This window comes from Limosilactobacillus caccae (genome assembly GCF_900156885.1).
Taxonomy (GTDB): Bacteria; Bacillota; Bacilli; order Lactobacillales; family Lactobacillaceae; genus Limosilactobacillus; species Limosilactobacillus caccae.
This window is the reverse complement of record NZ_FTOY01000011.1, coordinates 734,098-758,907: the sequence shown is the minus strand read 5'-3', so window position 1 is coordinate 758,907 and position 24,810 is coordinate 734,098. Positions and strand designations below refer to the sequence as shown.

At 39.9% G+C, this 24,810-nt stretch carries 23 protein-coding genes and 3 pseudogenes; 22 read left to right on the top strand and 4 right to left on the bottom strand.

From position 1 onward, the window contains the following. Positions 1–49 precede the first annotated feature (49 nt). From gpG to CZ502_RS09550, 16 genes are all read left to right on the top strand, one after another. Positions 50–391, top strand: a complete 342-nt coding sequence (gene gpG, locus CZ502_RS09625) for a phage tail assembly chaperone G (protein WP_076462002.1) — start codon at positions 50–52, stop codon at positions 389–391. Between the two features lie 200 nt (positions 392–591). Further along, entirely contained in the window at positions 592–5,085 is a 4,494-nt protein-coding gene (locus CZ502_RS09620) for a phage tail tape measure protein (protein ID WP_076462000.1), read from the top strand. Between the two features lie 3 nt (positions 5,086–5,088). After that, positions 5,089–5,931 carry a phage tail domain-containing protein gene (locus CZ502_RS09615; RefSeq protein WP_076461998.1) on the top strand — a complete coding sequence of 281 codons (843 nt, stop codon included), beginning with the start codon at positions 5,089–5,091 and terminating at the stop codon, positions 5,929–5,931. A 27-nt stretch (positions 5,932–5,958) separates the two neighbouring features. Continuing rightward, entirely contained in the window at positions 5,959–8,478 is a 2,520-nt protein-coding gene (locus CZ502_RS09610) for a phage tail protein (RefSeq protein ID WP_076461996.1), read from the top strand. A 30-nt stretch (positions 8,479–8,508) separates the two neighbouring features. Next, on the top strand, positions 8,509–8,880 hold the full coding sequence (locus CZ502_RS09605) for a hypothetical protein (RefSeq protein ID WP_143457289.1): 372 nt from the start codon (positions 8,509–8,511) through the stop codon (positions 8,878–8,880). Positions 8,881–8,888: 8 nt separating this feature from the next. Beyond that, positions 8,889–10,679 carry a BppU family phage baseplate upper protein gene (locus tag CZ502_RS09600; RefSeq protein ID WP_076461992.1) on the top strand — a complete coding sequence of 597 codons (1,791 nt, stop codon included), beginning with the start codon at positions 8,889–8,891 and terminating at the stop codon, positions 10,677–10,679. Next, positions 10,679–11,614 (top strand): hypothetical protein, encoded by a 936-nt coding sequence (locus CZ502_RS09595; RefSeq protein WP_076461990.1) that lies wholly within the window; start codon positions 10,679–10,681, stop codon positions 11,612–11,614. The genes CZ502_RS09600 and CZ502_RS09595 overlap by 1 nt, the downstream gene beginning before the upstream one ends. A 10-nt stretch (positions 11,615–11,624) precedes the next feature. Then, the gene (locus CZ502_RS09590; RefSeq protein ID WP_076461988.1) at positions 11,625–11,942 is read left to right on the top strand and encodes a hypothetical protein; all 318 of its coding nucleotides are present in this window, start codon (positions 11,625–11,627) and stop codon (positions 11,940–11,942) included. Continuing rightward, a complete protein-coding gene (locus CZ502_RS09585) occupies positions 11,939–12,100 on the top strand; it encodes an XkdX family protein (RefSeq protein WP_076461986.1) in 162 nt (53 codons plus the stop codon). The genes CZ502_RS09590 and CZ502_RS09585 overlap by 4 nt, the downstream gene beginning before the upstream one ends. A gap of 155 nt (positions 12,101–12,255) precedes the next feature. Further along, positions 12,256–12,900: a hypothetical protein gene (locus tag CZ502_RS09580; RefSeq protein ID WP_076461984.1), complete on the top strand. Its 645-nt coding sequence runs from the start codon at positions 12,256–12,258 to the stop codon at positions 12,898–12,900. A 151-nt stretch (positions 12,901–13,051) separates the two neighbouring features. Continuing rightward, on the top strand, positions 13,052–13,549 hold the full coding sequence (locus CZ502_RS09575; protein WP_076461982.1) for a hypothetical protein: 498 nt from the start codon (positions 13,052–13,054) through the stop codon (positions 13,547–13,549). A gap of 15 nt (positions 13,550–13,564) precedes the next feature. Next, entirely contained in the window at positions 13,565–14,152 is a 588-nt protein-coding gene (locus CZ502_RS09570) for a hypothetical protein (RefSeq protein WP_076461980.1), read from the top strand. 119 nt (positions 14,153–14,271) lie between these two features. Continuing rightward, the gene (locus CZ502_RS09565) at positions 14,272–14,520 is read left to right on the top strand and encodes a hypothetical protein (RefSeq protein ID WP_143457288.1); all 249 of its coding nucleotides are present in this window, start codon (positions 14,272–14,274) and stop codon (positions 14,518–14,520) included. Next, positions 14,507–14,938, top strand: a complete 432-nt coding sequence (locus CZ502_RS09560; protein WP_076461976.1) for a phage holin, LLH family — start codon at positions 14,507–14,509, stop codon at positions 14,936–14,938. The genes CZ502_RS09565 and CZ502_RS09560 overlap by 14 nt, the downstream gene beginning before the upstream one ends. 2 nt (positions 14,939–14,940) lie before the next feature. Beyond that, positions 14,941–16,047 (top strand): LysM peptidoglycan-binding domain-containing protein, encoded by a 1,107-nt coding sequence (locus CZ502_RS09555; RefSeq protein ID WP_200804233.1) that lies wholly within the window; start codon positions 14,941–14,943, stop codon positions 16,045–16,047. A gap of 101 nt (positions 16,048–16,148) precedes the next feature. Then, entirely contained in the window at positions 16,149–16,682 is a 534-nt protein-coding gene (locus tag CZ502_RS09550) for a hypothetical protein (protein WP_076461972.1), read from the top strand. Positions 16,683–17,026: 344 nt separating this feature from the next. Here CZ502_RS09550 and CZ502_RS09545 read toward each other — a convergent pair. The 3 genes and pseudogenes from CZ502_RS09545 to CZ502_RS10995 form a co-directional block, all read right to left on the bottom strand. Continuing rightward, positions 17,027–17,320 (bottom strand): annotated as a pseudogene (locus CZ502_RS09545) (tyrosine-type recombinase/integrase); the annotation flags it as partial. 410 nt (positions 17,321–17,730) lie between these two features. Continuing rightward, entirely contained in the window at positions 17,731–18,117 is a 387-nt protein-coding gene (locus CZ502_RS09540) for a type II toxin-antitoxin system HicB family antitoxin (RefSeq protein WP_076461970.1), read from the bottom strand. Between the two features lie 61 nt (positions 18,118–18,178). Next, positions 18,179–18,349: a type II toxin-antitoxin system HicA family toxin gene (locus tag CZ502_RS10995; protein ID WP_143457287.1), complete on the bottom strand. Its 171-nt coding sequence runs from the start codon at positions 18,347–18,349 to the stop codon at positions 18,179–18,181. A gap of 108 nt (positions 18,350–18,457) precedes the next feature. Between CZ502_RS10995 and CZ502_RS10905 the strand changes: the two are divergent. Both CZ502_RS10905 and CZ502_RS09535 read left to right on the top strand, forming a co-directional pair. Next, positions 18,458–18,721, top strand: a pseudogene (locus CZ502_RS10905) (DUF8602 domain-containing protein); the annotation flags it as partial. After that, positions 18,714–19,615: pseudogene (locus CZ502_RS09535) on the top strand (terminase TerL endonuclease subunit); the annotation flags it as partial. The pseudogenes CZ502_RS10905 and CZ502_RS09535, both read left to right, overlap by 8 nt. 72 nt (positions 19,616–19,687) lie before the next feature. Here CZ502_RS09535 and CZ502_RS09530 read toward each other — a convergent pair. Then, on the bottom strand, positions 19,688–20,017 hold the full coding sequence (locus CZ502_RS09530; protein ID WP_076461968.1) for a hypothetical protein: 330 nt from the start codon (positions 20,015–20,017) through the stop codon (positions 19,688–19,690). Positions 20,018–20,177: 160 nt separating this feature from the next. On the opposite strand from CZ502_RS09530, the gene gmk reads away from it, so the two are divergent. The 4 genes from gmk to priA all read left to right on the top strand — a co-directional run bounded on the left by gmk (position 20,178) and on the right by priA (position 24,791). Then, the gene (gene gmk, locus CZ502_RS09525) at positions 20,178–20,798 is read left to right on the top strand and encodes a guanylate kinase (RefSeq protein ID WP_076461966.1); all 621 of its coding nucleotides are present in this window, start codon (positions 20,178–20,180) and stop codon (positions 20,796–20,798) included. Continuing rightward, positions 20,795–21,013: a DNA-directed RNA polymerase subunit omega gene (rpoZ, locus tag CZ502_RS09520; RefSeq protein WP_076461964.1), complete on the top strand. Its 219-nt coding sequence runs from the start codon at positions 20,795–20,797 to the stop codon at positions 21,011–21,013. The genes gmk and rpoZ overlap by 4 nt, the downstream gene beginning before the upstream one ends. 142 nt (positions 21,014–21,155) lie before the next feature. Continuing rightward, positions 21,156–22,361 carry a bifunctional phosphopantothenoylcysteine decarboxylase/phosphopantothenate--cysteine ligase CoaBC gene (gene coaBC, locus CZ502_RS09515; protein ID WP_076461961.1) on the top strand — a complete coding sequence of 402 codons (1,206 nt, stop codon included), beginning with the start codon at positions 21,156–21,158 and terminating at the stop codon, positions 22,359–22,361. After that, the gene (gene priA, locus CZ502_RS09510) at positions 22,362–24,791 is read left to right on the top strand and encodes a primosomal protein N' (RefSeq protein ID WP_076461958.1); all 2,430 of its coding nucleotides are present in this window, start codon (positions 22,362–22,364) and stop codon (positions 24,789–24,791) included. Positions 24,792–24,810: the final 19 nt, after the last annotated feature.

Genomic DNA, 24,810 nt, shown 5'->3' with positions numbered 1-24,810 from the left:
ATTAATTGGACAGAGACGAGTTAAGTGAGACGATAAGGAGGAGATAGGAATGCCATTAAAATTAAAAGTTCAACTAGAAGGTAAGGATTCCGACTATGAACGGAAACGTCCGCCAATGTTGGAGAATTTGCTAGACGCATTAAAAATTCAACGACTTGAAACTGAAATGTTTGGTGGAGATAAAGGTCCAACGGATGAGCAAAATACTAAACGAATGGACCTCTATGCTGAATTTGCTTCACGTTTCTGGGGACAAGGTTTAACCAAAGATGACATCTTGAAAGGTGTTAGCGCTGTTGACGGTTTTAATCAAATGGTTACAGCGGTTAATTTAACACTTGGCTACAATGCGGAAGAAGATAATAAAGCCAAAAAGTCAGCAAAAAAATAACCGTTGAGATGATTGATGATTCAATCAAGAGTCTCAGCGATTTTATTAAGAATCAAATCAGTCAAGGTTATACGTGGAATGAAATTAGTAAGCTCACACTTGCTGATTTGAAATTAATGGATTATGTCTTTGAAGAAAAACAGACAACTATTGATAAAGCATTCCCATTCTTGTTCTAGGAAAAGGAAGGAGGTTGAATAATGGCTCAATCATTAGGACATTTGGCAGCAACTGTTAGTTTGGATATTGATCCGTTTACGGCAAGGGCAAAGGTGTTAAAGTCACAGATCAAAGCGACAGCCAATGCTCTACGAGCCCAAGAGGCAGCGATTAAAGGTTCAAGTAATAGTATTAATAATATGCGAGCCACGTACGCAACGATGAGTCAGCAAATGCGTAACTATAACGCACAACTGCAACAGTCCAAAAGAATAATGGACAACATGAAAAATAGCGAAGTGGCGCGGTCAAATGCCGCTAAACAGTATGCTAAAACGTCTGCGGATATCCAACGACTTCAAGGAAGAATGCAGGCACTTAATCGCGATATTGAATTACAATCGAACAAGTGGACACAATTAGCAAATCGCGCACAACACTTTGGTAATGTAACTACTAGTATTGGTTCTAAAATGTCAGGTATTGGCCGTGGGATGTCGACTTATTTAACAGCTCCAATTGCAGCGGGATTAGTTTATTCTGCAAAGAAGTTAGTTGATTTCCAAGATCAGATGCTCAAGACTAAAAATGTTATCCGGACCTCTGGAGAATCTGCCGCTGAAACTAACTATGCCTATAAGAAGATGACCGCGGATGCACGGAAGTATTCTGACGAGTATGGTGTTAGTCAGCAAAAGATCGCCGCTGGGTACCAAGACTTGGTAAAACGTGGTTACACCTCTAAAGCGGCAATCGGAGTCATGCGGAATGAGCTTAAGGCATCCGTGGCCACCGGGGATGATTTCAATGATGTAATCAATGTTGCCTCTCAAACGATGGAATCATTCGGCTTGGCAACCGACAAGGCCGGCCGACCGATCAAGAACGCTGCAGTCATGCAACGACGATCTACTAAGACGTTAAATGAATTGGCCTATGCTGCCGACGCAACTTCAACTGATTTTCAATCACTAGGTGTGGGGATGTCTTATGTTGGTTCAACCGCTCACCAAGCAGGATTTACTTTATCTGAAACTGCTAGCGCAATGGGTATTCTTTCTAATAACGGTCTTGAAGCTGATAAAGCTGGCACTGGATTACGGAAGGTTATTAATTCATTAGTTACGCCAACTGCAAACGGTCAAAAAGCCTTAGCAAGTATTAACTTAACGACTAAAGACTTTTTGACAAAGAGCGGGAAGCTGAAGTCGATGTCAGCTATCTTTAAGACATTAAATAGCCATATGAAGGGTAAAACTGGTGATGAAAAGAATGACATTTTTCATGCCTTATTCGGAACGACTGGTCAACAGGCTGGTGCAATTTTAACTGAAAATGCTAACCGGCTGAAAGAATTAAATAAGGAAGTTCAGAATGCAACTAAGCGAGATTATATTGGTGATTTATCACAAAAGAATCTTAAATCTCCTAAAGCACAATTAGCGATTTTTAAAGAGTCTTTAACTAATGCTGGAATGGATATGGCTAAATATGTTCTACCTGCAGTTATTCCACTGGTTCAAGATGTTTCTAAGCTTGCTCATAGCTTTGGTGAACTTTCACCAGCAGTGCAGAAAGCAATTGTTGGAATTACTCTATTTACTGCTGGTGCTGGACCATTATTCTTAATTCTAGGTAAGCTTAGCAGTGGTGTTGGAAAAACGGCGCTTGGATTTATGAAATTCAATGCAGGGATTGGTCGTGCAGTGACAGCTGCAAAGCTTGGTGCCAGTAGCTTAGATGTAATCGGTTCAGCTTTTTCAAAATCAACCTTTCAAGCTACTAAGTTTGGAACAACTATGACAGGTGCCGGTGGTCGTGCAGTTCAGGCAGCTAATGGCGTTGGTGCTGCAACCGTTGCCTTAAGAGGAACAAGTGTAGCTGCAGGTGAAGCAGGTGCTGCTACTGCGGTTGCCGGTGCATCATTAGGGACTATTGCTGCAGTTGCCGGGGTTGCTACTTTAGCAATTGCTGGCGGAATTACCGTTTGGGAGCTATGGGGAAAGAAAGCTGTTGCATCTGCTCAACGGACTAACCGTTGGGGTTCTGATGTTGGAGCAGTTGCTGATAAAGCCTTAAGTAAAATGAAATCTACATCTCAAGGTATTCAAGCAACCCTTACGGATATGGATGTTGCTGCATCCACTTCAACTAAGAAGCTGGCTGATGATTTTGATAAAGAATTTTCTAATATTGAAAATAGCGCTAAAGAGCACTTCAGCAATGCAAAAAAAGCTGAGAAGGGCTTATCTCCTGATGTTTCTTCAGCGATTGATAAAGAATTGAAGAAAGAAAAAGATCAATATAATGCCTATGTACAAGATGCGGATAGCGCTAATCAGAAGGTTCAAACAATTTTATCCAATCACAATAAAAAAATTTCAGAACTAGATGATAGCCAAAGAGTTATGCTGAAAAATAATCAGCAAGCAATGCTTAATGACGAAATGAAAGTTTTGAAATTAAGTGGAGATAAACGTGCTAAAGCAATGGCTGTTCTAAATAATGATATAAAGCATATGTCACTACAACAGCGGTCAAATGCTTTAGGCGACATAACAAGTGAAACAGCTGATATGCAGGAGCAGTATAAAAAACAGTCAGATATTTTAGCTAAGCGTTATGGTAAGGGTACTGCTTTATATAAGGCAGGTATGAAAGCTAATAAAAAAGCATTGACTGATTATACCGATAAAGCAGCGGCTGAATATATTCGTTTAGCGCGTGCCAATGGTGAGAGTACCAAGTTAATAAAAGATGATCTTAAAAGCATGGGGCTTAGTTATTCTGACGGTGTTGATGAAATTAAACGACAGACTAAAGCCGCTGAAACAAATCTTAAAAGTTTAGCTGTTGATACCACAAAGTTAGGTGGAAAAGCAAAAAAGGCGGCTGATATGTGGAACGACTTAGTTTTCGACCCTAAAACTGGTAAGGTCCGTACGAACGCTCAAGAAGAGGTTAACAAAGCTGTTAATTCTAAAGACCAATGGAACCAAATCAAGCTACTTAAAAAGGAAGGAAAGTTAAGTACCAATGCCCAACAAATGGTGGCTGCTGCTCTTATTGAAAATGGTAAATGGGACAAAATGTCCTGGAAAGAACAAAAGGCTTGGTTGAAGGATGGTTTTAGTGAAACAATTGTTCAAGCATTAGAAAAGTCTGGTGAATGGAATGACCTTGATCTTCAAACCAAGGAAGCTATTGTTAAAGCTAAGGGTAAACAAGAAATGGCCGACATTCTGCTTGAATCAGGTGCATGGAATTCTTTGTCATTGAAGCAACAGGAAGCAGTAATTACCAATAAGGCAACTAAGCCAATTTATGAAGCATTACAAAGTTCCGGACAGTGGAATAATTTAACCTTAAAACAACAGGAAGCGATTATTGACGCTAAGGGGACACCACAATTAGTTGATGCATTAGTACAGGCTAACCAATGGAATAATCTTACATTTAAGCAACAGCAAGCATTAGTAACAACTAAAGGAACTGCTGATGTAATGGATGCTTTGAATAAGATCGGACGATGGAATCGATTATCGCCTAAACAACAAGAAGCCATTGTTAATGCCAAAGGTTCCGGCCAATTAGGGGAATTAATTTCAAAGTACAATCTTTGGAAAGGAATGCCAGCAAGTGCAGTTAAGCAAATTGTTGCAGAAGATAGAGCCAGTGGAAACTTAAAGGCTGCTAATGATGCAATTCTTGCTTGGCAACGTGCTAACCCTGGCGCTCCTAAAAATGCTTTAGCCGTTGATAATGCTAGTGGACCAATGAGAAATGCTACTGGTGGTGTTAATGTATTTGCTAACTCAAACCCAGGTAGTCCTAAAAATGCACAAGGAATTGATAGTGCCTCTGGACCAATGTATAGTGCTCGCAATGGTGTAAATGCTTTTGCTGGATCAAATACGGGACCAGCAAAAATTGCAAAAGCTAATGATAAAGCTTCTGGGCCAATTAAAACAGCACTTGATGCAATCCATAATTTTATGAGTATACCTAATACTATTGAGAAAACAGTTAATGTTATTTTTCATAAATCAAAGCATGCTCAGGGAACTAATTACCATAAAGGTGGATTGATGGAAGTTAATGATCAACCTGGCCCCGTCTTTCGTGAGTTAGTTCAATTCCCAGGTGAAACACCATTTATTCCTTATGGGCGTAATGTAGTCTTTCCAGCACCACGAGGAACAAAAGTTGTTAAAGCTAGCGATACTGCTAAGATGTTTAAGCACTTACCACAATATGCTAATGGTACTGATGATGCTGTTTCTGTATTAACTAACTTCAAGCCTAATATGCAAAGCACCCAAGTTGTAAATAATTACAATAACGGTGGCCAAAGTAATAACGGAATGCAAAAAGAGATGTTAGACCGGATGGACCAGATGCTCAACCGCTTTGGGACAATGCTGGGCTTAAACGCAGCTCAACTTTCTGCAATTAAAGCCGGTGCCTTTGATAAGAACCAGTTTTATGGGATTGAAGGAACTGATCAAGCATTATTTGATAATCAGCATCTTTAGGAGGTGGTCGTAATCGCTGTAAACATTCTTTACATTAAAATTGATGATCAAAAAGAAGTGGCCAGCACAGATATTACTGACCACTTAACTTTTCTTGGCTTAACTGAATCGCCTAGTGTTATTAATAATTATCGTGATGATTCCCAACAAGATGGTCAAATTTGGAGTTATTCCCGTTATGGCCAAACGACGATCACCGCTAAGTTCTTATTGCAGTTCTTTGATCGAAAAGATTTTAAGATGGCAAAGCATGAGATTTATCGCGTTTTTGCACAAAAAGGAATCTTTAGGTTAAGAACAGGAGTTGAGCCGGATATTGTCCGTTACTGTCGGGCTAGTTCCTTTGAGATTAAAAGCGAACCAGAAGAAGTTAACTATTGTACGTTTGAAGTGCCTTTTGAAAATCCAAGCGGAATGCGATTTAGTAAATTGCATACGGATGAGATGAAAGATGAGGATTTCTTAGACTTGAATATGAACATGGATGAGGAAACTCCTTCATACCATTTCAAAGGCCAGAATAAGTTTTCTATCCTTAACGATAGTGATATTACAATCGATCCTGTTGAACAGCGTCATGATCTAAAAATTACTATTAAGCATAATGGTGGAAAATTCACAGTAAAGAATACAACTACTAATACTTCTTGGACGTACAATCAAAATCTATCTGGAAACGATACTCTCTTGCTAAAGGGACGGCGAACATTTAAGAATAATAACCCAGACAGTGCCAATACCGATTATGGGTATATTACTTTAGCGCCTGGAAAGAATGACTTTGAAGTTACTGGTGCAGATGATTTGGAAATTACATTCAGTTTCCCATTTATGTATCTTGGTTAGGAGGTGAGGACAATTAGTTTAGTATTGATGACACCTCATAAAGAGACAACTAAGGAGCCAATCGGAGACATTATTCTCTGGCCAACAATGCAAAGCGAGTGGTCTAAGAATTCGACCTTTCAATTGACTTTTTCAGTATTTGATTACGATTCAGCATTGTATGATCCATTAGATGTTGAAAGTTCGATTGTGCTTGAGGGACAGGAATATATTGTAAAAAATTGTGTTGAAAACTTTGATACTAATACGAAAAATATCACTGCTTGGCATGTCTATAATGAGATTAGTCGAATTTATAAACGAAGTGACCTTACCTTAAATAACAATCAGGATAGCAATGCTAGTAAAGATCAGTCGTATGGAGTTGAGGACTTACTAAAGGCATGGATTGATGGCAATAAGCTAGGTTTTAGCTATGAAGTTCATGGTAATTTTGATAAGCAGTCAACTTCTAAGTTCGATAGCGGCAGTGGTAAAGAGATGCTTAGTAAGATTACTGAGTTATGGCCAAGTGCAGTTATATATCCGGATAACAAGAAGATACGAGTTTATTCAGAAGATGAGTTCTATAAGGATAATGGCCGAGTAATTGATTTTCCCAGGGATGCAAAGTCAGTTAAAACTACTCGGGACAGTCAATCAATTATTAATATGATTCGTTGTGTGGGTGGTAAGCATGAAGTTCAGCACACTGTTTATACTGGAACAGGTGGAACTAATGCTAATGGGCCAACTGAGCCAGTTAATGGTGATTGGACACCAGTTATTCAGTATGCTGCTAGTCTTTATGGAATAAAACCGAATGCTCAGCAACTTAATGTTTTACGGGCACAAATTCAACATGAATCAAGCGGCCGGCAAGATGCTCAACAACCTGGAGCTGACCCAGATGGAGACGGTACAGGACCAGCACTTGGATTACTTCAATTTAAGCAACAGACTTTTAATTATTATTGTCGAGAACCATATACTAATGTTAAACATGGCTTTGATACATTAGTTGCGTTTTTCAATATTCCTAATGCACTAGGACAAATTAACGGTGTTACTGGTTGGAGTCCACATGGCGCTCCAATTACGAAAGATAAATTGATCATTTCACCACCTAATTCGTGGGGATGGCCTTTTCCAGATGTTGGAGAAGGTCATTTTTCATTGGGGCAAACTTTTGGAACACACCCTCAAGATGGAGTAGGGCGAACTAATGGTTTTCATGATGGCCTTGATTTTGGTTCTGTCGATCATCCTGGGCGCGATGTTCATGCGATTCATGGTGGGAAAGTCCAGGATATTGGATATATTGCTGGATTGGAAAACTATATAACTATTGTGTCGAATGATTATTTAATTTGCTACCAGGAAGCATTTTTGAATCGAGGCGATATTACTGTTCAAGTTGGGCAAGAAGTTAAAACGGGGGATGTTATTGGCCACCGTGATACTAGCCATCTTCATATTGGAATTACTAAGCAAAAGAATTTAATGACTGCCTTGAAAAGTGCCTGGTCAAATGATGGAACGTGGCTTGATCCCTTACAAGTTATTCGTGATGGTATCGGTGGTAAAGAAACTAATGATACTGTCGGAAATGATACAACTACAGAATCACAAGAAGAGTATTACTTCCAACCGTTTATGGTAGTTGATCAAAAGTCAATTGACGAATGGGGAGAACATCCTGGACCTGATCTTGTTGATGAAAGATTTCAAGATGCAGATGCAATGCGTAAATATGCCTTAACTACTCTCAAACCTGATCCGGATTTAAATATTGAAGTTACACTCCAGGGAAATTCATTTATACCTGTTGCTGGTGAAATTCTAAGGGTGCTTGCGCGTGATAAATATTCAGGTAGTTATAAAACTGTTGGCTATACGATTTATCCGGAAGCCAAGGGACAGGATAACCAGATTACGTTAAATAATTCAAAAACGACTATTTTAGATTATCAAAACCAGAAAGCTAAACGCCTGCAAGAAGCTCTTGAAGAACAACGACTTCGGATTAGTGGATTAGCAAATAGCATGGATCAGCAATCTAAATCATTAACGCAAGTCGTAAATGATAAGAAAGAGACAGATAAGAATATGGAGGCTGTGGACCAGAATATTTACTGGATGCAAAATGGTCAGCATAATTTAGTAACTACGATGACCGGCGGAACTGCTTCCAGCGAAAAATATAATGATAGTCCAGTAATCGAGATTGAACAAGGCACTCTCAGAAGCAATGAATTTAATCTCAACGGTGTCTCCTCCATCTCAAGTCGTCTCATGGCTAAGTTAAGTGTGACTGATAATTCAATTTCTGCCACTACTTATGTTGAATTCTTAAAGAGCGATGGCAGTTCTGCCGGCAAGTCGAATGTTGTCTATATCGTCAATAACGGCGCTTGGCAATCTGCCGGCACAGTCAACATTAAAATTCCAGCCGGCACTACTAAAGGAAGATTAATTTTCGATGTTTCCGGTTCGGGTAAAGCATACGTATCACGGGCCCAGGTAAACCTAGGTTATAGAGTGACGGATTGGGGTAGTTTGAAGTGAAAATAGTTATTCTTGAAAGGTGATGATTTTTTGAAAGAGTTACATACAGATGACCTCTCAATGAATAGTGGCAAATTATTTAGAGAGCAGATGGTTGAGAATTTTGAAGCTATTGAGCAAGCTATCAATGATTTAGATAAAAAAGTTAACAATGAGGTTCGAGACCGTGATAGTGCGGATAATAAGCTCAGCGGCCGGATTGATAGTGTTAACGATCGGTGCAGAAAAATTGAACAAACTCGTGCTACACGAGATGAAGTTGAAGAGGCGAAGTCTTATATGGACCATAAAGCTGAACGTGTTTCTTGGGGTTCTGATGGCTCAACTTTTGTAACCATGCTAACCGAAGCATTAAAAGACACGCAAATGAAAGATTTAATAAAAAGTATTATTAAGGGGTGATAGGAAAAATGATGGAATTAACTTTTAATTTAACAGAAGATCGCCGTGAACCCTTAAAACCCCAGTCGCTTAAAGACTTTGAATTAACGTTTGGCAATGGTTCTGGTGTAAATGTTCAAAGTAATAATTGGGTTCAAGGACGATTGCAGATGGACAATTTACGGCAAACTTTCGTAAATATCCAACAAGGGAAGGACAACGAACCATTTGATATAACTGGCTATATTCTCCAATTTTGTGGACGAACACCATTTGATGGGAAGCAACAGTCGTATCGTGTTATTGATAATAGTTCAGTGGTCGTTGATGGCTTACATGGGCGTTTCCGTTATACATTCCCAGTGCAAGCCTTTGCGGTTGCTGGTGCATACAAGCAGGCTTATTTCCGCTTGATTAGATTGTCTGATTATAAGTGCATCGCAACATTAGAGTTTGACTTATCTGTCTTAGAAGATTTCGTTTTTGCTGATATGGTGCCGGCAGACTACATTAATCCTTTTAATGACATCCTTAATCAATTGCTTGACGGAGAAAAGAAATTCAAGGCTGATACTCAAGCATTATATGAAACAGCAGCTAAACGGCTTAACGATGCTGTCGAGCAATTAACACAGTTAGGTACAGATGTTAAGACTACTCTAACAACTGAGCAAACAATGCTTCAACAATTGATTGAGAAGATTAAGCAAAACAATCTACTTACCCAAGCAGATTTGGATAAATTCTCTGAGTTAATTGATTCTAAACTTGCTGATATAAATAAGAAAATTGCTGATTTATCCAATTCGGTTGAAGCAATTCGTCAAATGGGGCGCAATAATGCGGGGCTTTTGCAGTACAAGATGGTAACTGTGACAACTGATCCAAACGGTCGAAATAGCACTATAACTGAAAATCAAGTCAAACATCTGCAAGCAATTCACGCTACGATGTCTGTTGTTGATATGGTGGGGATAACTGATAAGAACGATTCAAACCCTCAAAAGAGTGACGGCAAGCAATTGCAGCAAGCTATTGTTTGGAGTAAGCAATATAATGTCCCAATTACAATGATTAAGCCGCACTTAGGAATTGATTATTGGGACAACTTCTATCGAGCAGAGTATATGCCAAGCGATATTTCAGGTTTCTTTAATGCCTGGGGAGCAATTCTAATGAAGTATGCAGCAGTTTGCGATGAAAATAATGTTCCTATTCTATGTATTGAAACTGAACAATATTTGCTAACACAAAATAAGTATCTTGATTATTGGCGGACTATTATTGAGAGCATTCGAGCTAAGTATCCTCATCTATTACTAACAGCGGCATATATGGGTTTTGAAATTGTGGATGATGAGCATACTAAATTACTAAAGTATCTTGATTTAATTGGCTTGAATGTATATCCGGGTTACATCATTGACGATTATAGCGATAAGCTAACTACAAGTTACTTAGTTCAATCGTTCTCTAACACCCTTGATGGGACTAACATTGCTTCTTGCATTGACCAAGCCTGTGAAAAGTATAATAAGAATGCAATTATGACGGAAACGGGCTGTATTCCAACGATTAAGGGATTAACTAAACTAGTACCAGATGATTTTAATTCCGCTAATGGTGCTAATGATTATGAAGTAACTGCCTTTCTAATGAAAGCGATGTTCGACTTCTTAAAAGAAGATAAGAATATTATTGGCTTTGCCTGGTGGCACGCTGGAAAGCCGTTTAACTTTTTTGACGAAGCCCAAGACGTTACGAATCTTTCTCCAGCGGAAAATATTTTCAAATCTTCAATTGAAGGGGGTATTATTTAATGTCAACGAATTATACAAGTGATACGCTTGGGCCTAATACAAATCTGTTACCTCAATATGATCATTACAAGGTCTACACAACCCCAGCGTTTGATGAGAATAACTGTACTTATCTTGGTTCACTAAAATTGCAAAACGACCCAACGCAGATTGTCAGTCAGACCGATCGTAAGGTTCGTCGATTTACACTTGCTTTACGGTGTGCAAACGGTGATGATAATATGGTTCATAACGTCAGTGATGTTTATATTTCAGCATATTTTGATAAACCAGACCACCTTGCTGTTAATATTGGTACTAAGTCATTAACAGGGTTTTATGATACTTCTGAATTTTATAAATTTTATGTATTCTGGACTCGTACTTCTCGAAGTGAGACCGTTGAATTTGAAGTTGAACTTTGGATAGAGACACGTGATGGGATTAGTGCGGTTGATCTTCAACCGACCTTCTTTCAAACATATTTAGATAGTAATACACAGGCAAATTATGACAAAGTAGCTAATATTCATTACAATGGTTACTCACGAGTTAATGCGCTGTTTGCTGGAATGGCACGTAAAAATATCAGCCATCAAGATATGATGAATCAGCATTCTTCGGGTTATGCATCCGTTCAAAGCTATTCCAATTATGCCGCAGATAATTCTACAAATGATCTAGTCGTACTTGATCCTTATCAATCCTATGTAGTGCTGGCAACCAATGGTCAGGATCGAACAATTGCGACGATTGCTCCAGCAACTGATTATCAATATCAAAACGGCCGGCGATTAGTTTGCGTTTGCTGGAATCCAATTACTTTCCATCATGCTGGTAATCTTGACAGTGCTGGAGATAATCACCTTGTTATGAAAGGAAGCACTGATTACAAGTGTCAGGTTAATGAAGCGGTTGAATTCTTGCGAGTAGGAAATCTTTGGGTTCAAGTTTGAGGTGATTGAAATGAAAGCGATATATAGAGTAGATGAAACTGGTATTCATCATTTGGAAGTTAATGACAATTATGAGTTACAAGCATGTGAATTGTTAGCTCAGCCAGAGATTATTCATAGCCAATCACCAACAGAACGGTTATTGATGCAGCAATCACAACAAATCACTTTGCTACAAAGTACTGTTATGCAACAAAATCAAACCAACGCTAAACTTCAAGCTGCAAATATACAACAAGCAAATCAAATTAAGCAGTTGCAACAAATGTTCATGCAGACTAATCAGCAACAAGCCATCGCTAAGTCAAAGGAGGAAGTTCAACAATGATGACGCAATTACAAATGCTACAAATGTTTTGGAATGACTGGGGAAATCATGATGTCAATTTCTACAAAGTTTATGTTCAGTGTGGGGCTATCAGCAAAGAAGACTATAAGACGGTAACAGGTCAAGACTATAATATTGAAACCACGATGGGAGCATAGATTATGACAGCAAAATCTACAACTAAGGCTGCTAAATCACCGTTTAGTGGCCTAAAATATTATGGGGGGGCCGTTATTGACATTTTGAATTCCAACTTTGAGTAATAAATAACTAAAGGTATAATTTACCTATTAAATATTGAGGGGTAGATTATATGATATTGTTAGTTAGCCATGCATCTTCTAGTAATTCAGCAGTGATATATAGTGGCCTAATTGCCGCTCTTGTATCAGGAGTAGTGAGCCTAATTGGTTATAGTATCACAGCTTATTTTCAAAATAAAAACACTAAAGAGTCATTAAAAGTACAACGCAAGAATAATGAAGCTACGATCCAAACGCAGAGGGAGATTGCGCAAATGCAAAAAGATGAAAAGCTTTTTTATCAAAGTCAATTAGATTGGTGGAATGAAACAAGAAAATTAATTGCTAAATTTGTAAGAAATTGCACTATTATTAACAGAAAAATAGAGAAGACAAAGAAAAACACAAGCTCTGAGCGATTAAATAATATAAAAAGTATAGAAGACGCTAAAAAACAAATCGCTGAGAACCAAAATGATATCCAAGAATTAGAGAAAAGTATCAATGATATCCAGGAACAAATTACTTTAATTCGTTTATATTTATTTCATGACGAAAATACAGCTGAACGAGAAATTTTATTGAAAATTTTAGTTATGGAAAAACATTATTCCAAGTTAGAACCAATTCCATCTGTAGAATTAAGCAATTTTGTCGATTTAGTAAGGAATTTCTTTGAATTGCAATTGAAAGAGTTGCAGAACAAAACAGCTTAATAGAAAACATCATAGTCGCCGTAGAAATACACAGTACATAATAAAAGCCCCGCTCGTTTGAGTGAGGCTTTTGTTATGGGCGGCTATTGTTAACATACCTAAAATCCAGTAATATATTTTCTGTTATTAAATTAAGAAAGGGAAACGTGTGATGCAATCGAGAGATAAATTGGTACTAATTTGCTATACACTTGTTATTTTTATAATAGGATATATGGTGTGCTTATATCATGAGCAATTATTTCAAAATGCTGGAGCAATATTTGCTACTATAGTTTCAGTGAGTACATTTCTGATGACTGTTTTCAACTTTCAAGTAGCTACAAAAGAGAGAAAATTTGCAAGACGGATTGAGCAAAATAGAATAAAGGAGTTAAGAAAAGCGGTAAACGTATTTCGTAATAGCCAAAAGTGGAATCAAGATCTTTCCTTAACTGAGGATGATATTGATATACTTCAAGTAAACATTAACTATATCTTGCAGTATTCAAAATCCTTTACTATTATACGGACGTTTAAATATATTAATTTGATTTTAATCAAAATTAAAAATTCAAACAATGAAATTAGTAAAAGAATGGAAACTAATGGTCTTGTTGAATATGTTAAAAATAATATTTTCTGTATGAAGAAAAAAGAAATCTATTAGGAGAAAAACTGTGTCATGATTATTTTAATAAGTGAGTCAGCTATGAACGATAAATTGGTAGATATAATAGAGGAGCAGAACAGTAACTATTTAGGAATTATTACTCTAGTAATTACGCTAGCTCTTGCTATTTTTGGAATCATTCAATGGAAAATAAATGATAAAAAATTGAATCAATTAAGAACAGAAACCATACAGAAAATTGCTGAAAAATATGATCTCAGTAGTTTACAAAAATTAAAAAGTGAAGTTGACGCTCTTAAACAGAAGCAAGACAAAGCATACTTTAAGCTGAGATCTCAAGATATTGAGTGGTTAACAAAAATTCAAGACTCTATTGAATTAGATGTTCAAAAACTAATAGCGAATGATGTCGAACCTGTTGTTCAAGAAGAAATAGTACATAATATTTTTACGAAAATAAGTATGTTTATCTATAAAGATTTTTTGTACAATGAAGACAAAGAGAATACGATTTATGTCATTTATTCAATGTTAAATAACTTAAAAGAAGATACTCCAATGCTCGGCAAAGCATACGCGGAGATGCTTAAGGATAACGAAATAATGAGAATCGTTAGAAAAAGAGAATCAAATCAATAATGCGTCGTCCTATATAGGGCGTTTTTATTTTACCCTCAAGGAGGTGACAACGCACAATGCACATCTTTACAATCCATTCATTTCTCAGTCTTAGTTGGGCCGAGTGGGGATCCATTCTTGTGATTGGCACAGCAGTATTTGGCGGGGCGCATAAGTTAATTGGCAACCTAATTGATAAAGTCCTTAATCCGATTAATCAGAATCTTCAAAAGCTTAATAAGAACATTGAAGACTGGAATGAATGGCATAAACATGCTAATAAACGCTTTGAAGATGGAGATAAGCACTTTATCCATCATGATGAGCAGTTGCAAGATCACGAACGAAGAATTACAAACTTGGAGGAGAAAACAAATGAATATCATTAACGCAATTCCAACCTATATCATGACGGCCGTTATCTCAACGGTCTTTTATTTTGCCTTAAAACAGAGTCAATCATTTATTCACGCCAAAGTCATCCATGCTAAAACTGCAACATCTCGTGCCGCTTGGTCATGTGCTGCACAACTTGCAGATGATGCAGTTGCTTCCTTAGTTGGCAAAGATATGGCAGGTCATGAGAAGTTCCATCAAGCAACGGATATTGTTCAACAGGCTCTTCAAAAGCAGGGTATTAAGAACATTGACCTTAATGCTATTGAAACGCTTGTTCAATCAGCTTATGAAAAGTCGTCCTTGACACCAACCGTTGATCCGACATTACAACAAGCACAACCTACTAAAACAGCCGCTATTCCAGCCGGCCAAGCAACTGCAATCGATCCAATGAAGGAGGATAAATAATTATGCGTAATCAATTTATTGATGTTTCGAGCTACCAACCAGATACCGTTGCCTTTTTCCAAACTGCTAAAAATCAGGGGGCATTAGGTGTTGTTGTTAAGTTAACGGAAGGATCCGAAGACGGTTCTGCTTACGTTAACCCGCGTGCAGCAGCTCAAATCCGTAATGCCCTTGCAGTCGGTTTACGAGTATCTTGTTACCATTTTGCCCGTTATACTTCTGTTGGCGATGCACAAAATGAAGCCCGTTTCTTCGTTAAAATTGCCCGGCAGTTCGGTATGTATGACGATACTCTCATGATTGATGATGCAGAAGTTCATTCTGCAGCTGATTATCAGTCTGCTTCCTTAGCATTCCTTCAAGAAGTCGAAGCATTAGGTTACAAGAATACTGGTATCTATTCCATGAAAAGTTTCTTTACTGGTGACACGCTTAATTCTCATGGATTCGGCTCCCGAAAGATTTGGATTGCCGGTTATGGTGTGACTGAACTTGGTATTGATAATGCCGCTGCATGGCAATACTCAGATCACGGTATCATGGGTATTGATACTAGCTTGGACTTTGACGGTGCCTTTACGACGGGTTCTGTATCAGGTAATGTTCCGCAAGTTGTTATTCCAGAACCCCAGCCGGTTCAACACGTCGGCCATCCAGCAAGCGGAACCTACATCGTCCAACCAGGTGACACGCTATCCGCCATCGCCACTAAGTACGGCACCACTTACCAAAACCTTGCTGCTATCAACAGCATCGGTAATCCAAATATGATCCAAGTCGGTCAAGTCCTCAAGGTAACCGGACAACCAACAACTGAAAATACTTACTTCGTTCAAGCAGGCGATACCTTGTCCGGAATTGCGACTAAGTTTGGTACAACGGTATCTGACTTAGTAAGCCGCAATCATATCGCTAACCCGAATGTGATCTATGTCGGTCAAAAGATTTACTTAGCTGGTAATGGCCAATCTAATGCTTATACGATCAAGGCAGGTGACACATTAAGTGGAATTGCTAGTGTATTCCATACAACTTGGCAAGCATTAGCACAAAAGAATGGAATCTCAAATCCTAATGTAATTTATGTTGGCCAAACAATTCAGATTTAAATTATTAGTCCTAGTAGTTGCTGCAGTTCTAAGAAACTGTGACTAACTACTAGGACTTTTTCTAGTATTATGAATTTGTTAAGATAAATATGGTGATGTATATGAAAAAATATATAAAATTTATTTTAGCAATTATGTTAGGATTTCTTTTATTTAATTTAGGTATTGTGGTAAAGGCTGATAGTAACGTTGGACTATATAAAGAAAATTTGGAAAAATATTTTGATAGTGTTGGTAATGATGGAGATGAAGAGTATTATCATGTTAAACTTGATAATAGGAATGGAATGCTGAAGGTTAATATAAAATTGCCTGATCGTCAAGAAATATATGCTAGTGGATTTTATTACTATCATGCTATTTTGGCTGTGAAAAAGACAAAACTTAATCCAAATGTATCTCAAGTTTCTATTAAAGATAATGATGATAAATATGTCTTTAATGTAGCTGATATTAAAGACTTAAGTTTTAGTAAAAAAGATATTTTAGAAAATGCAAGAATAAATAATCCTTCAGCGTATGATGATGCTAAGGATCAGGATAGTACAGAACCATGTGAAGCTGAGTATCTTGAAGACCAACTATTTCCTAAAGCAGTAAGTCATGTATCGTATGATAATGATGAAAATGATTAAAGAAATACTATTTTAAGAGTTGCCCACGAAATGCCCACATAAACAAAATGTTGCTGAAAATTCATAAAATATTATAGAAATCTATATAAAAAATAAGAGCTTATAAGTCCATATTTACCAAGGCTTATAAGCTCTTATTAAGTATTTTAGGAATCGTTAAATATAACCCATTCAATTAGCTGCCTTTATGGCCGTTTTGCAGACCGATGAGCAAGTTGATGATAAGTAAACGTTGGTGTAATAGGAATTGACATCTTTAAAAATCACAAAGTAGACCAATATTTTACTAGTTTCCCCTTAATTTTCCCTTATGCGGGATTTTAAGGGAAAGGTAGAATATTAGTCTACTTTTCTTTTATATTAAACTTTGTTAAGTTGTCAAAGAGATTGGCAGTTTCTCGCTTCTTATGATTCGTTAAATGGACATAAGTATCAAGGGTAGTTTCAATCTTTGTATGACCTAGCCTAACTTGTACTTCCTTAGGTGATGCACCTGCCTCTAGCAGCATAGTTGCGTGGGTATGACGTAAACTATGGAAATTAAATGGGAAACCTAATTCCTCGGTTACTTTACTTGCATAGTACTTAATCGAATTGGGAGTTACAGGTTTCCCATTTTCTTTTGTACATACAAAAGATTAAATAATTAAAAAAGGCGATAGCATTCGCTACCGTCTTTTATTATTGAATTTAAAACTAAAAAGGATGCCGATTAAGGCACCCAGTTTACCGGTACGGAACAAGTAACCAGCTGGTTCCATTTTGCACTCCGGCTTATCATATTGATACTCACATTATAACATAAAAGTTCTATGGTACAATAAGAAAGCACTCCGAGACCACCAATCTCAAATTGTAAGTGCAACTGGGGGTGAACCCCATGAGCCATTTTTGGCTTATCATATTGTTTGTGCCTAGTAAGCACATTAAACATCTAATTAAATGGTTGCTCAAGTAGTGACCTTAGCGCTGACTTCGGTTGGCGCTTTTTTAGTACATAAATTTATAACATCCCCATAAAACTATTTGGAGTCGGCTAGCAACAAAGTTAAACACTAAGTTTTTCTTTTAGTGCAGTGGTCATTACTTCACTAAAGTTAACACCATTTTCTTTTCCTAATTCATTTAAGTAGTTAGGAATGGTAATAGTTTTCTTGATTACTTTGTTATCATGTTTGCGCTTATATTCAGAAACATTAACAGTAACCAGAGTAACAGTTGCTCCATCTTCAGCTTTTGGCAAGTCAGTATTAGATTCAGGTAATTTATCTTCAAGTGAGTAAGTACCAATATAATCTTTTGCCATTTCCATCGCGTCAGCAATTGATTTACCTTCTGTCATTCCATCAATATCAGGAATCTTAACAAAATAAGGATGATCAGTATTATCTTCGCTTTTAGTAATGATGATTGGGAATACTTTGATTTCGTCCATAAGTGTTCCTCCTTCAAATTTGGCACACAAAAGCTAGACTCGGCTAGGAGCCTTACCTTTGTTACTTTAGGTTGAATTTTTTAATCAAAGCGTTGTAGAGTTTGTCATTGAACTTTGGGTGCCGTTGAGTTTTAATCTTACCATTTGACCAGATGTCATGATTGCCACCATGCCTAACGAAGTACCACCCGCTATCTTTGAATTTCTTTTCAACCTTACGACGTTGTACCAAATGATTCAATTCCCTTCAACACTTATTATAATACACGTGTTTAATACGTGTATTAAGAGAAAAATACATATTTAACACGTACTTTGTTATGAAAGGGGATGAGTAATGATGCCAAGGTTTAGACACTGCAGACAACCAGGGTGCCATGCAATGGTGCAGCTACCTAACCACTATTGCAGTAAGCACTTTAAAAATGAAGCGGAATACATAGCAAAACAGACAGCGATGGGCAAGAGAATGTGGCAAACAGTATCAACGCAAATACAATACAGTAATACGGTATCGGAATAATACTAAGTCAGACCAGTACAACTTCTATCGAACTAAGCAATGGCAAGAGCTAAGGTAACGTATTACATCTGTCAGTATTGCGGACAACCAAACAGGGAAGCTATACGGATATATTGCGAATATGATTAAGAGTATTATTGACCAGCAACCAGCTTTTAAGAAACTGGCTGAAGAAGATGACCTGGTAATTCATGAACATACCGGGATTTCAATGCGGAAATTTAATAACAATCTTAGGCCGCTATCGTTTAATGCTGGTAAGTATGACTCTTGCCACTTTACGACAGCGGTTTTGATGAGGTTGGTAATATTAAGTCACGTGAAGGAACTAAGAAAATTGTTTCCGGGCAAGTTAACGTGCCTAATTATCAATACATTGAGATTTCGACTTCTTATCCCGATCCTTCTGTACCGTTTCATGAAGAGCAGAAAATGGTTCAACAAGTCATGGAACAAGATTTCAGTCGAGTAGCTGACCGGACGTTAGGTTTAATTTGGGATCAGGATAGCCTGGACGAAACTTTTAAGGAAGATACGTGGATTAAGTCGAACCCGCTGCTCGGATTACCTAGTCAGCATGATATTTTCTTGGATGGTTTACGTGATAAACATGACGCTGATATGCTCACCGGAACGGTCGATGACTTCTAAAATAAGAACCTTAATCTGTGGTTACAAGAAGCTACTAATAGCTATCTAAAGCTATCTGATATTGAGCGAGCCGTTATTCCAAGCTTTGACATTCGAGGTCGTGACGTTTATATCGGATTTGACTATTCAATGTTCTCAGATAATACTGCACTTTCTTTCGTGTATCCCTATCAAGACAGGGATGGTAAGCAGGAATGGCACATTGAACAACACAGCTTTATCCCTTGGGAAAAAGCTGGTTTAATTCAGGCGAAGGAAAAGCAGGGCGGTATTGACTATCGTGAGCTAGCTAAAAAGGGAAACTGTACAATTACTTGTCATCCGCCATTCAATTATCTATGAAAGAGGTGAAAATATTGATAGACAATCAAACCTTGTTAATCTGTTACACCTTTACTAGAGGTTAGCGATGTACCTAATCTGGTCAAAGCGCACAACATAATTAACATTTTTATTGACGATTAGGTAACGGTTGCTGTCCGCCAGTTGGGAGACCTTGCCAGTAACATTAACCGGGTGGCCTTCAGCAGTGACGGGGGTCAGCTGAAAGGTTGCGTTGAGCTTGTCAGTAATTGCTCGCTTTAAAAATAAGCGTCGCTGGCAAAGTGGCTGGGCTTGCATTAGCTCCGGGTAGTGCTTAGTCGTAGGGGTATCGAATAAGTGGTGGAACTTATTGCTGATAATTTGTGGCGTTAATTTAAAAAATGGTTTTTGTTCAATTTGCATGATTGCGCCTCCGAACGTTTGTTTGTGATTATAGTATACAAACGGGTGTTCAGAATTGCAAGAGAAAATATAAAATTAATTTCTTGATTACATTGCTTGATTTCAGTAATAATCTAGTGCATTATAGTAGTAATACGACAAAATAAATAGGAGCGTTATAATGGCAAATCGTGGAATGCTAATTGTTCTTTCTGGCCCATCAGGTGTAGGAAAAGGGACCGTACGGAAGGCAATTTTTGATTCAAATGATAATGACTTTCAGTACTCAATTTCAATGACTACCCGGAAGCCTCGCCCGGGTGAGGTAAATGGGGTTGATTACTTCTTCGTCAGCAAAGAAGAATTTGAACATCACATTCAAACTGGGGGAATGTTGGAATACGCAAAGTATGTTGACAACTATTACGGTACCCCTTTAAAATATGTAAATGATACATTGGACTCCGGGAAAGACGTTTTCCTTGAGATTGAGGTAAACGGTGCGATGCAAGTTCGCTCAAAGTGTCCTGACGGCGTCTTTATCTTCTTGACCCCGCCAGACCTTGATGAGTTAAAGCAACGGTTGATCCACCGCGGTACAGATAGTATGGATGTTATCAATAAGCGGATTCATAAGGCATTCGGTGAGATCCAGATGATGCAAAATTATGATTACGCGGTTGTTAACGATGAGGTGCCACGGGCAGTAGCTAAGATCAAGGATATTATTCGCTGTGAGCGTCTCCGTGTCCACCGTGTTATGCCACGTTATCTTGAAATGTTAGGAGATTCAGAGAAATGATTCTATTTCCATCAGTTGATGAATTGTTAAAGCATATTGATTCACGTTATTCCCTCGTTATGCTAGCAAGTAAGCGGGCAAACGAACTAGACGGTGGTGCCGCACCACTGCTTGAACACTATGAATCAAGCAAGTCGGTTGGGAAGGCGCTTGAAGAAATCCTTGCCGGTAAGGTGACGATTGACCCAGACCACACTGAAGACCTGCAAGACTAATTTTAATGACCATTGAGGCTGGGAGACCGGCCTCTTTATTATTTTAAAGTTAATACGCAGGTCAGGAGTTGGCTTAAAAATTCAGCTGGCGGGGATTAAATGCTATAATCAAATGGATAAATAAATTCGTTGGGGTGAAAGGATGACAAAAATTGCGGTATACCTTACAGGGAGCATTGCTGCCTATAAGGGAATTGAAGTTGTACGGGGTTTACAAAAGATGGGTCACACGGTGCGGGTTGGAATGACTGATGCGGCCTGTCAGTTGATTTCACCTGCGACACTCTTTGCCTTAACAAAAGAACCAGTGCTTACGGACTTGTGGGATGAACACGCTACGCCAATCCCCCACATTGAACTGGCTGACTGGGCAGACCTGGCAGTGGTTGTTCCTGCGACTGCTAATATTATTGCAAAAATGGCTACTGGGCTAGCTGATGATGCAGTATCGACGACCCTGTTAGCTACCGCGGCGCCGAAAATAGTGGTTCCCGCGATGAATAACCATATGTGGATGGCCCCGGCAACCCAGCGCAACCTTAAACAATTGGAAGAAGATGGGGTGACGGTAATGACCCCAGCGACTGGTCGGCTGGCAGAAGGTTATGATGGAAAGGGGCGCCTGCCTGCTCCTGATGATATTTGCCAGTTCGTCGCAGCTCAGTTAAATAAGCACCAGCAATTAGCGGGCAAAAGGGTAGTTGTTACAGCTGGCGGAACAAGGGAAGATATTGACCCCGTCCGTTTTATCGGTAACCGCTCTTCTGGCAAAATGGGGATTGCGATTGCTAAGGCTGCAGCCCAGGCAGGAGCAACGGTAACCCTTGTTGTGGGTCAAGTTAGTGTTCCGTTACCGTCTAGTCCAGCGATCACTATTCGGTCAGTGACTAGTACGGAAGATTTACTAGCTACTTTGACGGATGAATTTTCGCAGGCAGACGTACTTGTAATGGCCGCCGCTGTTGCTGATTACCGGCCCGTCAGTCCCGCCACTAAGAAGATTAAAAAACAAGCTGATGACCCCCACTTAACGATTCACTTGACGGAGACTCCTGACGTCTTAAAGACGGTTGCCCAGCATAAGAGGGCTGATCAGCTGGTTGTCGGTTTTGCAGCAGAGACCAACGACCTGCTTAAAAATGCCGACCACAAGCTGGCAACAAAGAATGCGGACTTGATCGTCGCCAATAGTGTTGCCGGGGTAAACGGCGCCTTTGGCAGTACCACTAACGAAGTGACGATCCTTGAAAAAGCCCATCTGCCGGTGAAGTGGGCGCGGATGAGCAAGGACCGGGTTGCAAGCAAGTTAATTGAATTGATTAGGACAAAACTAAAGCAAGGTGATTAGATGCCCGAGTTGGCACAAGTAGTCGTTGATGTTCCAACAATGCAGACAAACCAGCCGTATACATACCAGATTCCCGCGACCCTTGAAAAGCAGATCCAGCTAGGGGTCCGGGTGGTCGTCCCCTTTGGCAAAGGGTCCCGCACTGTCCAGGGATTTGTCGTCGGTTTGGACCAGGCCACTGATTATGATGGTAAATTAAAGCCAATCCAAGCGGTCATGGATCTGCAGCCAGTGATTAATCGTGAACTATTGACCCTTAGCAAGTGGCTCGCTGACACAACTTACTCCTTTTGGATTTCCTGTCTGTACACGATGCTGCCGAACCTCTTAAAGGCCAAGACTAGTCGGATTGTGCGAATTATTGACGAGGTCAGTGAGGACGTTTTCTTTGATATTTTTCACGGTAAAGACGAGCTGGATTTGAGTACAGTCCAAGACCAGCCGGCAATTATCAGCCAACTACTAAAGCTTAAACGGGCCGGGAAAGTAGCAATTGATTACCGGATTGAAGACCGCGCCCGGGCAAAGACGGTCACGGGGATCCGCTCCCGGCTTACCTTTGAGCAGTTAGAAGACGAGCGCCTGGGTCTTCATTCGAACGCCCATGCTCAGAATAAGTTGCTTTCCTACCTGCAAACGATTGGGGAAAAGGTTGTCAAGCTTAAAGAGGCCGAACGGTTGACCGGCTTAAAGGCCGCTACCTTTAACCAGGGGCAAAAGAAAGGCTGGTTAGAAAAGGTGCCAGTGGAAGTTTACCGAACGCCACTGGGACAAACGCCTTCCCCAGACGACCAGCACTTAGCAAAGCCATTGACGCTCAATGATGACCAGGCAGCTGCTGTTCAGGCGATTGACCGTGCAATTGACCAGCAGGAGTCGCCAACCTTTCTCTTGCAGGGGGTAACCGGTAGTGGTAAGACCGAGGTATACCTGCAGGCGATTGCGGCGGCATTAGCGCAGGGCAGGACCGCATTAATGCTAGTACCAGAAATCTCCTTAACCCCCCAGATTGTCAACCGGGTGCGCAGCCGCTTTGGCTCGAAAATGGCGGTCTTACACAGTAGTCTATCGAATGGGGAACGATTTGATGAGTGGCGGCGGATTGAACGTGGCGAGGCTCAGGTAGTTGTTGGGGCCCGCTCGGCTGTCTTTGCTCCCCTAAAAAAGATTGGGATCATCATCCTCGATGAAGAACATGAAGCCAGCTATAAGCAGGATGAGTCACCCCGCTACCATGCGCGCGAGGTTGCCAAATGGCGGGGAAAGTACCACCATGCCCCAGTAATCCTTGGCTCTGCGACACCTAGCCTTGAGAGTCGGGCACGGGCGGTGAAAAAGGTGTATCAGTTGTTGAGTTTGCCACACCGGGTAAACGAGCAACCGCTTCCGCCAATTCAAGTCGTTGATATGCGTGAACAAGTCAAAAAATACGGCGAGAGCAATTTCTCGCGTGAGCTTTTACAAGCAGTTGACCAACGACTACAACGGCGGGAACAGAGTATCTTGATGCTTAACCGACGGGGCTTTTCTTCGTTTATGATGTGTCGGGACTGTGGGGCAGTCTTAAAGTGTCCTAATTGTGATATTTCACTGACCCTCCACATGGATACACGGACGATGAAATGCCACTATTGCGGGCATGAGGAACCAATCCCGCAAGTCTGTCCGAACTGCCATAGCCGCCAGATTAGGTACTATGGGACAGGAACAGAAAAGGTTGAGCAGGAGTTACAACAACTGTTGCCACAAGCGCGGATAATTCGGATGGACGTTGATACGACCAGGCGGAAGGGGATGCACGAGAAACTTCTCCGGCAGTTTGGTCAACACCAGGCGGATATTCTCCTGGGCACCCAGATGATCGCCAAGGGCCTTGACTTTCCCAACGTTACCCTCGTGGGTGTCTTAAACGCCGATACTGGTTTAGGATTGCCAGACTTTCGGTCAAGTGAACGTACTTTTGACCTCCTTAGCCAGGTCAGTGGCCGGGCTGGCCGGGCTAATAAGCAGGGACAGGTAATTATCCAGACCTATAACCCTGATCATTATGCGATAAAGGATGCTCAGGCCCACGACTACGACCGCTTTTTCAAGCAGGAGATGGGCTTGCGGCACCAGGCGGGTTACCCACCCTATTATTTTACGGTGCGCTTGATGGCGAGCCATCCTGAAGAAGCGCAAGCCGCTAAAGCGATGGCGAAGATTCATGACCGCCTAAAACGGGGCTTAATGCCGTCAACGATTATCCTGGGGCCGACTCCCCGGGCGATTGCACGGATGAAGCGCCGTTACTACTACCAGATTGTAATTAAATATAAAAAGGACCCGCACCTGCATGAACTACTATTTGATATTCTTCAAGACACGCAGAGTAAGGGATATAAGGATGTCCAAGTCAGCATTGACCCGGATCCGCAGTACTTTATGTAAATAGGAAAGGATTTTTCAT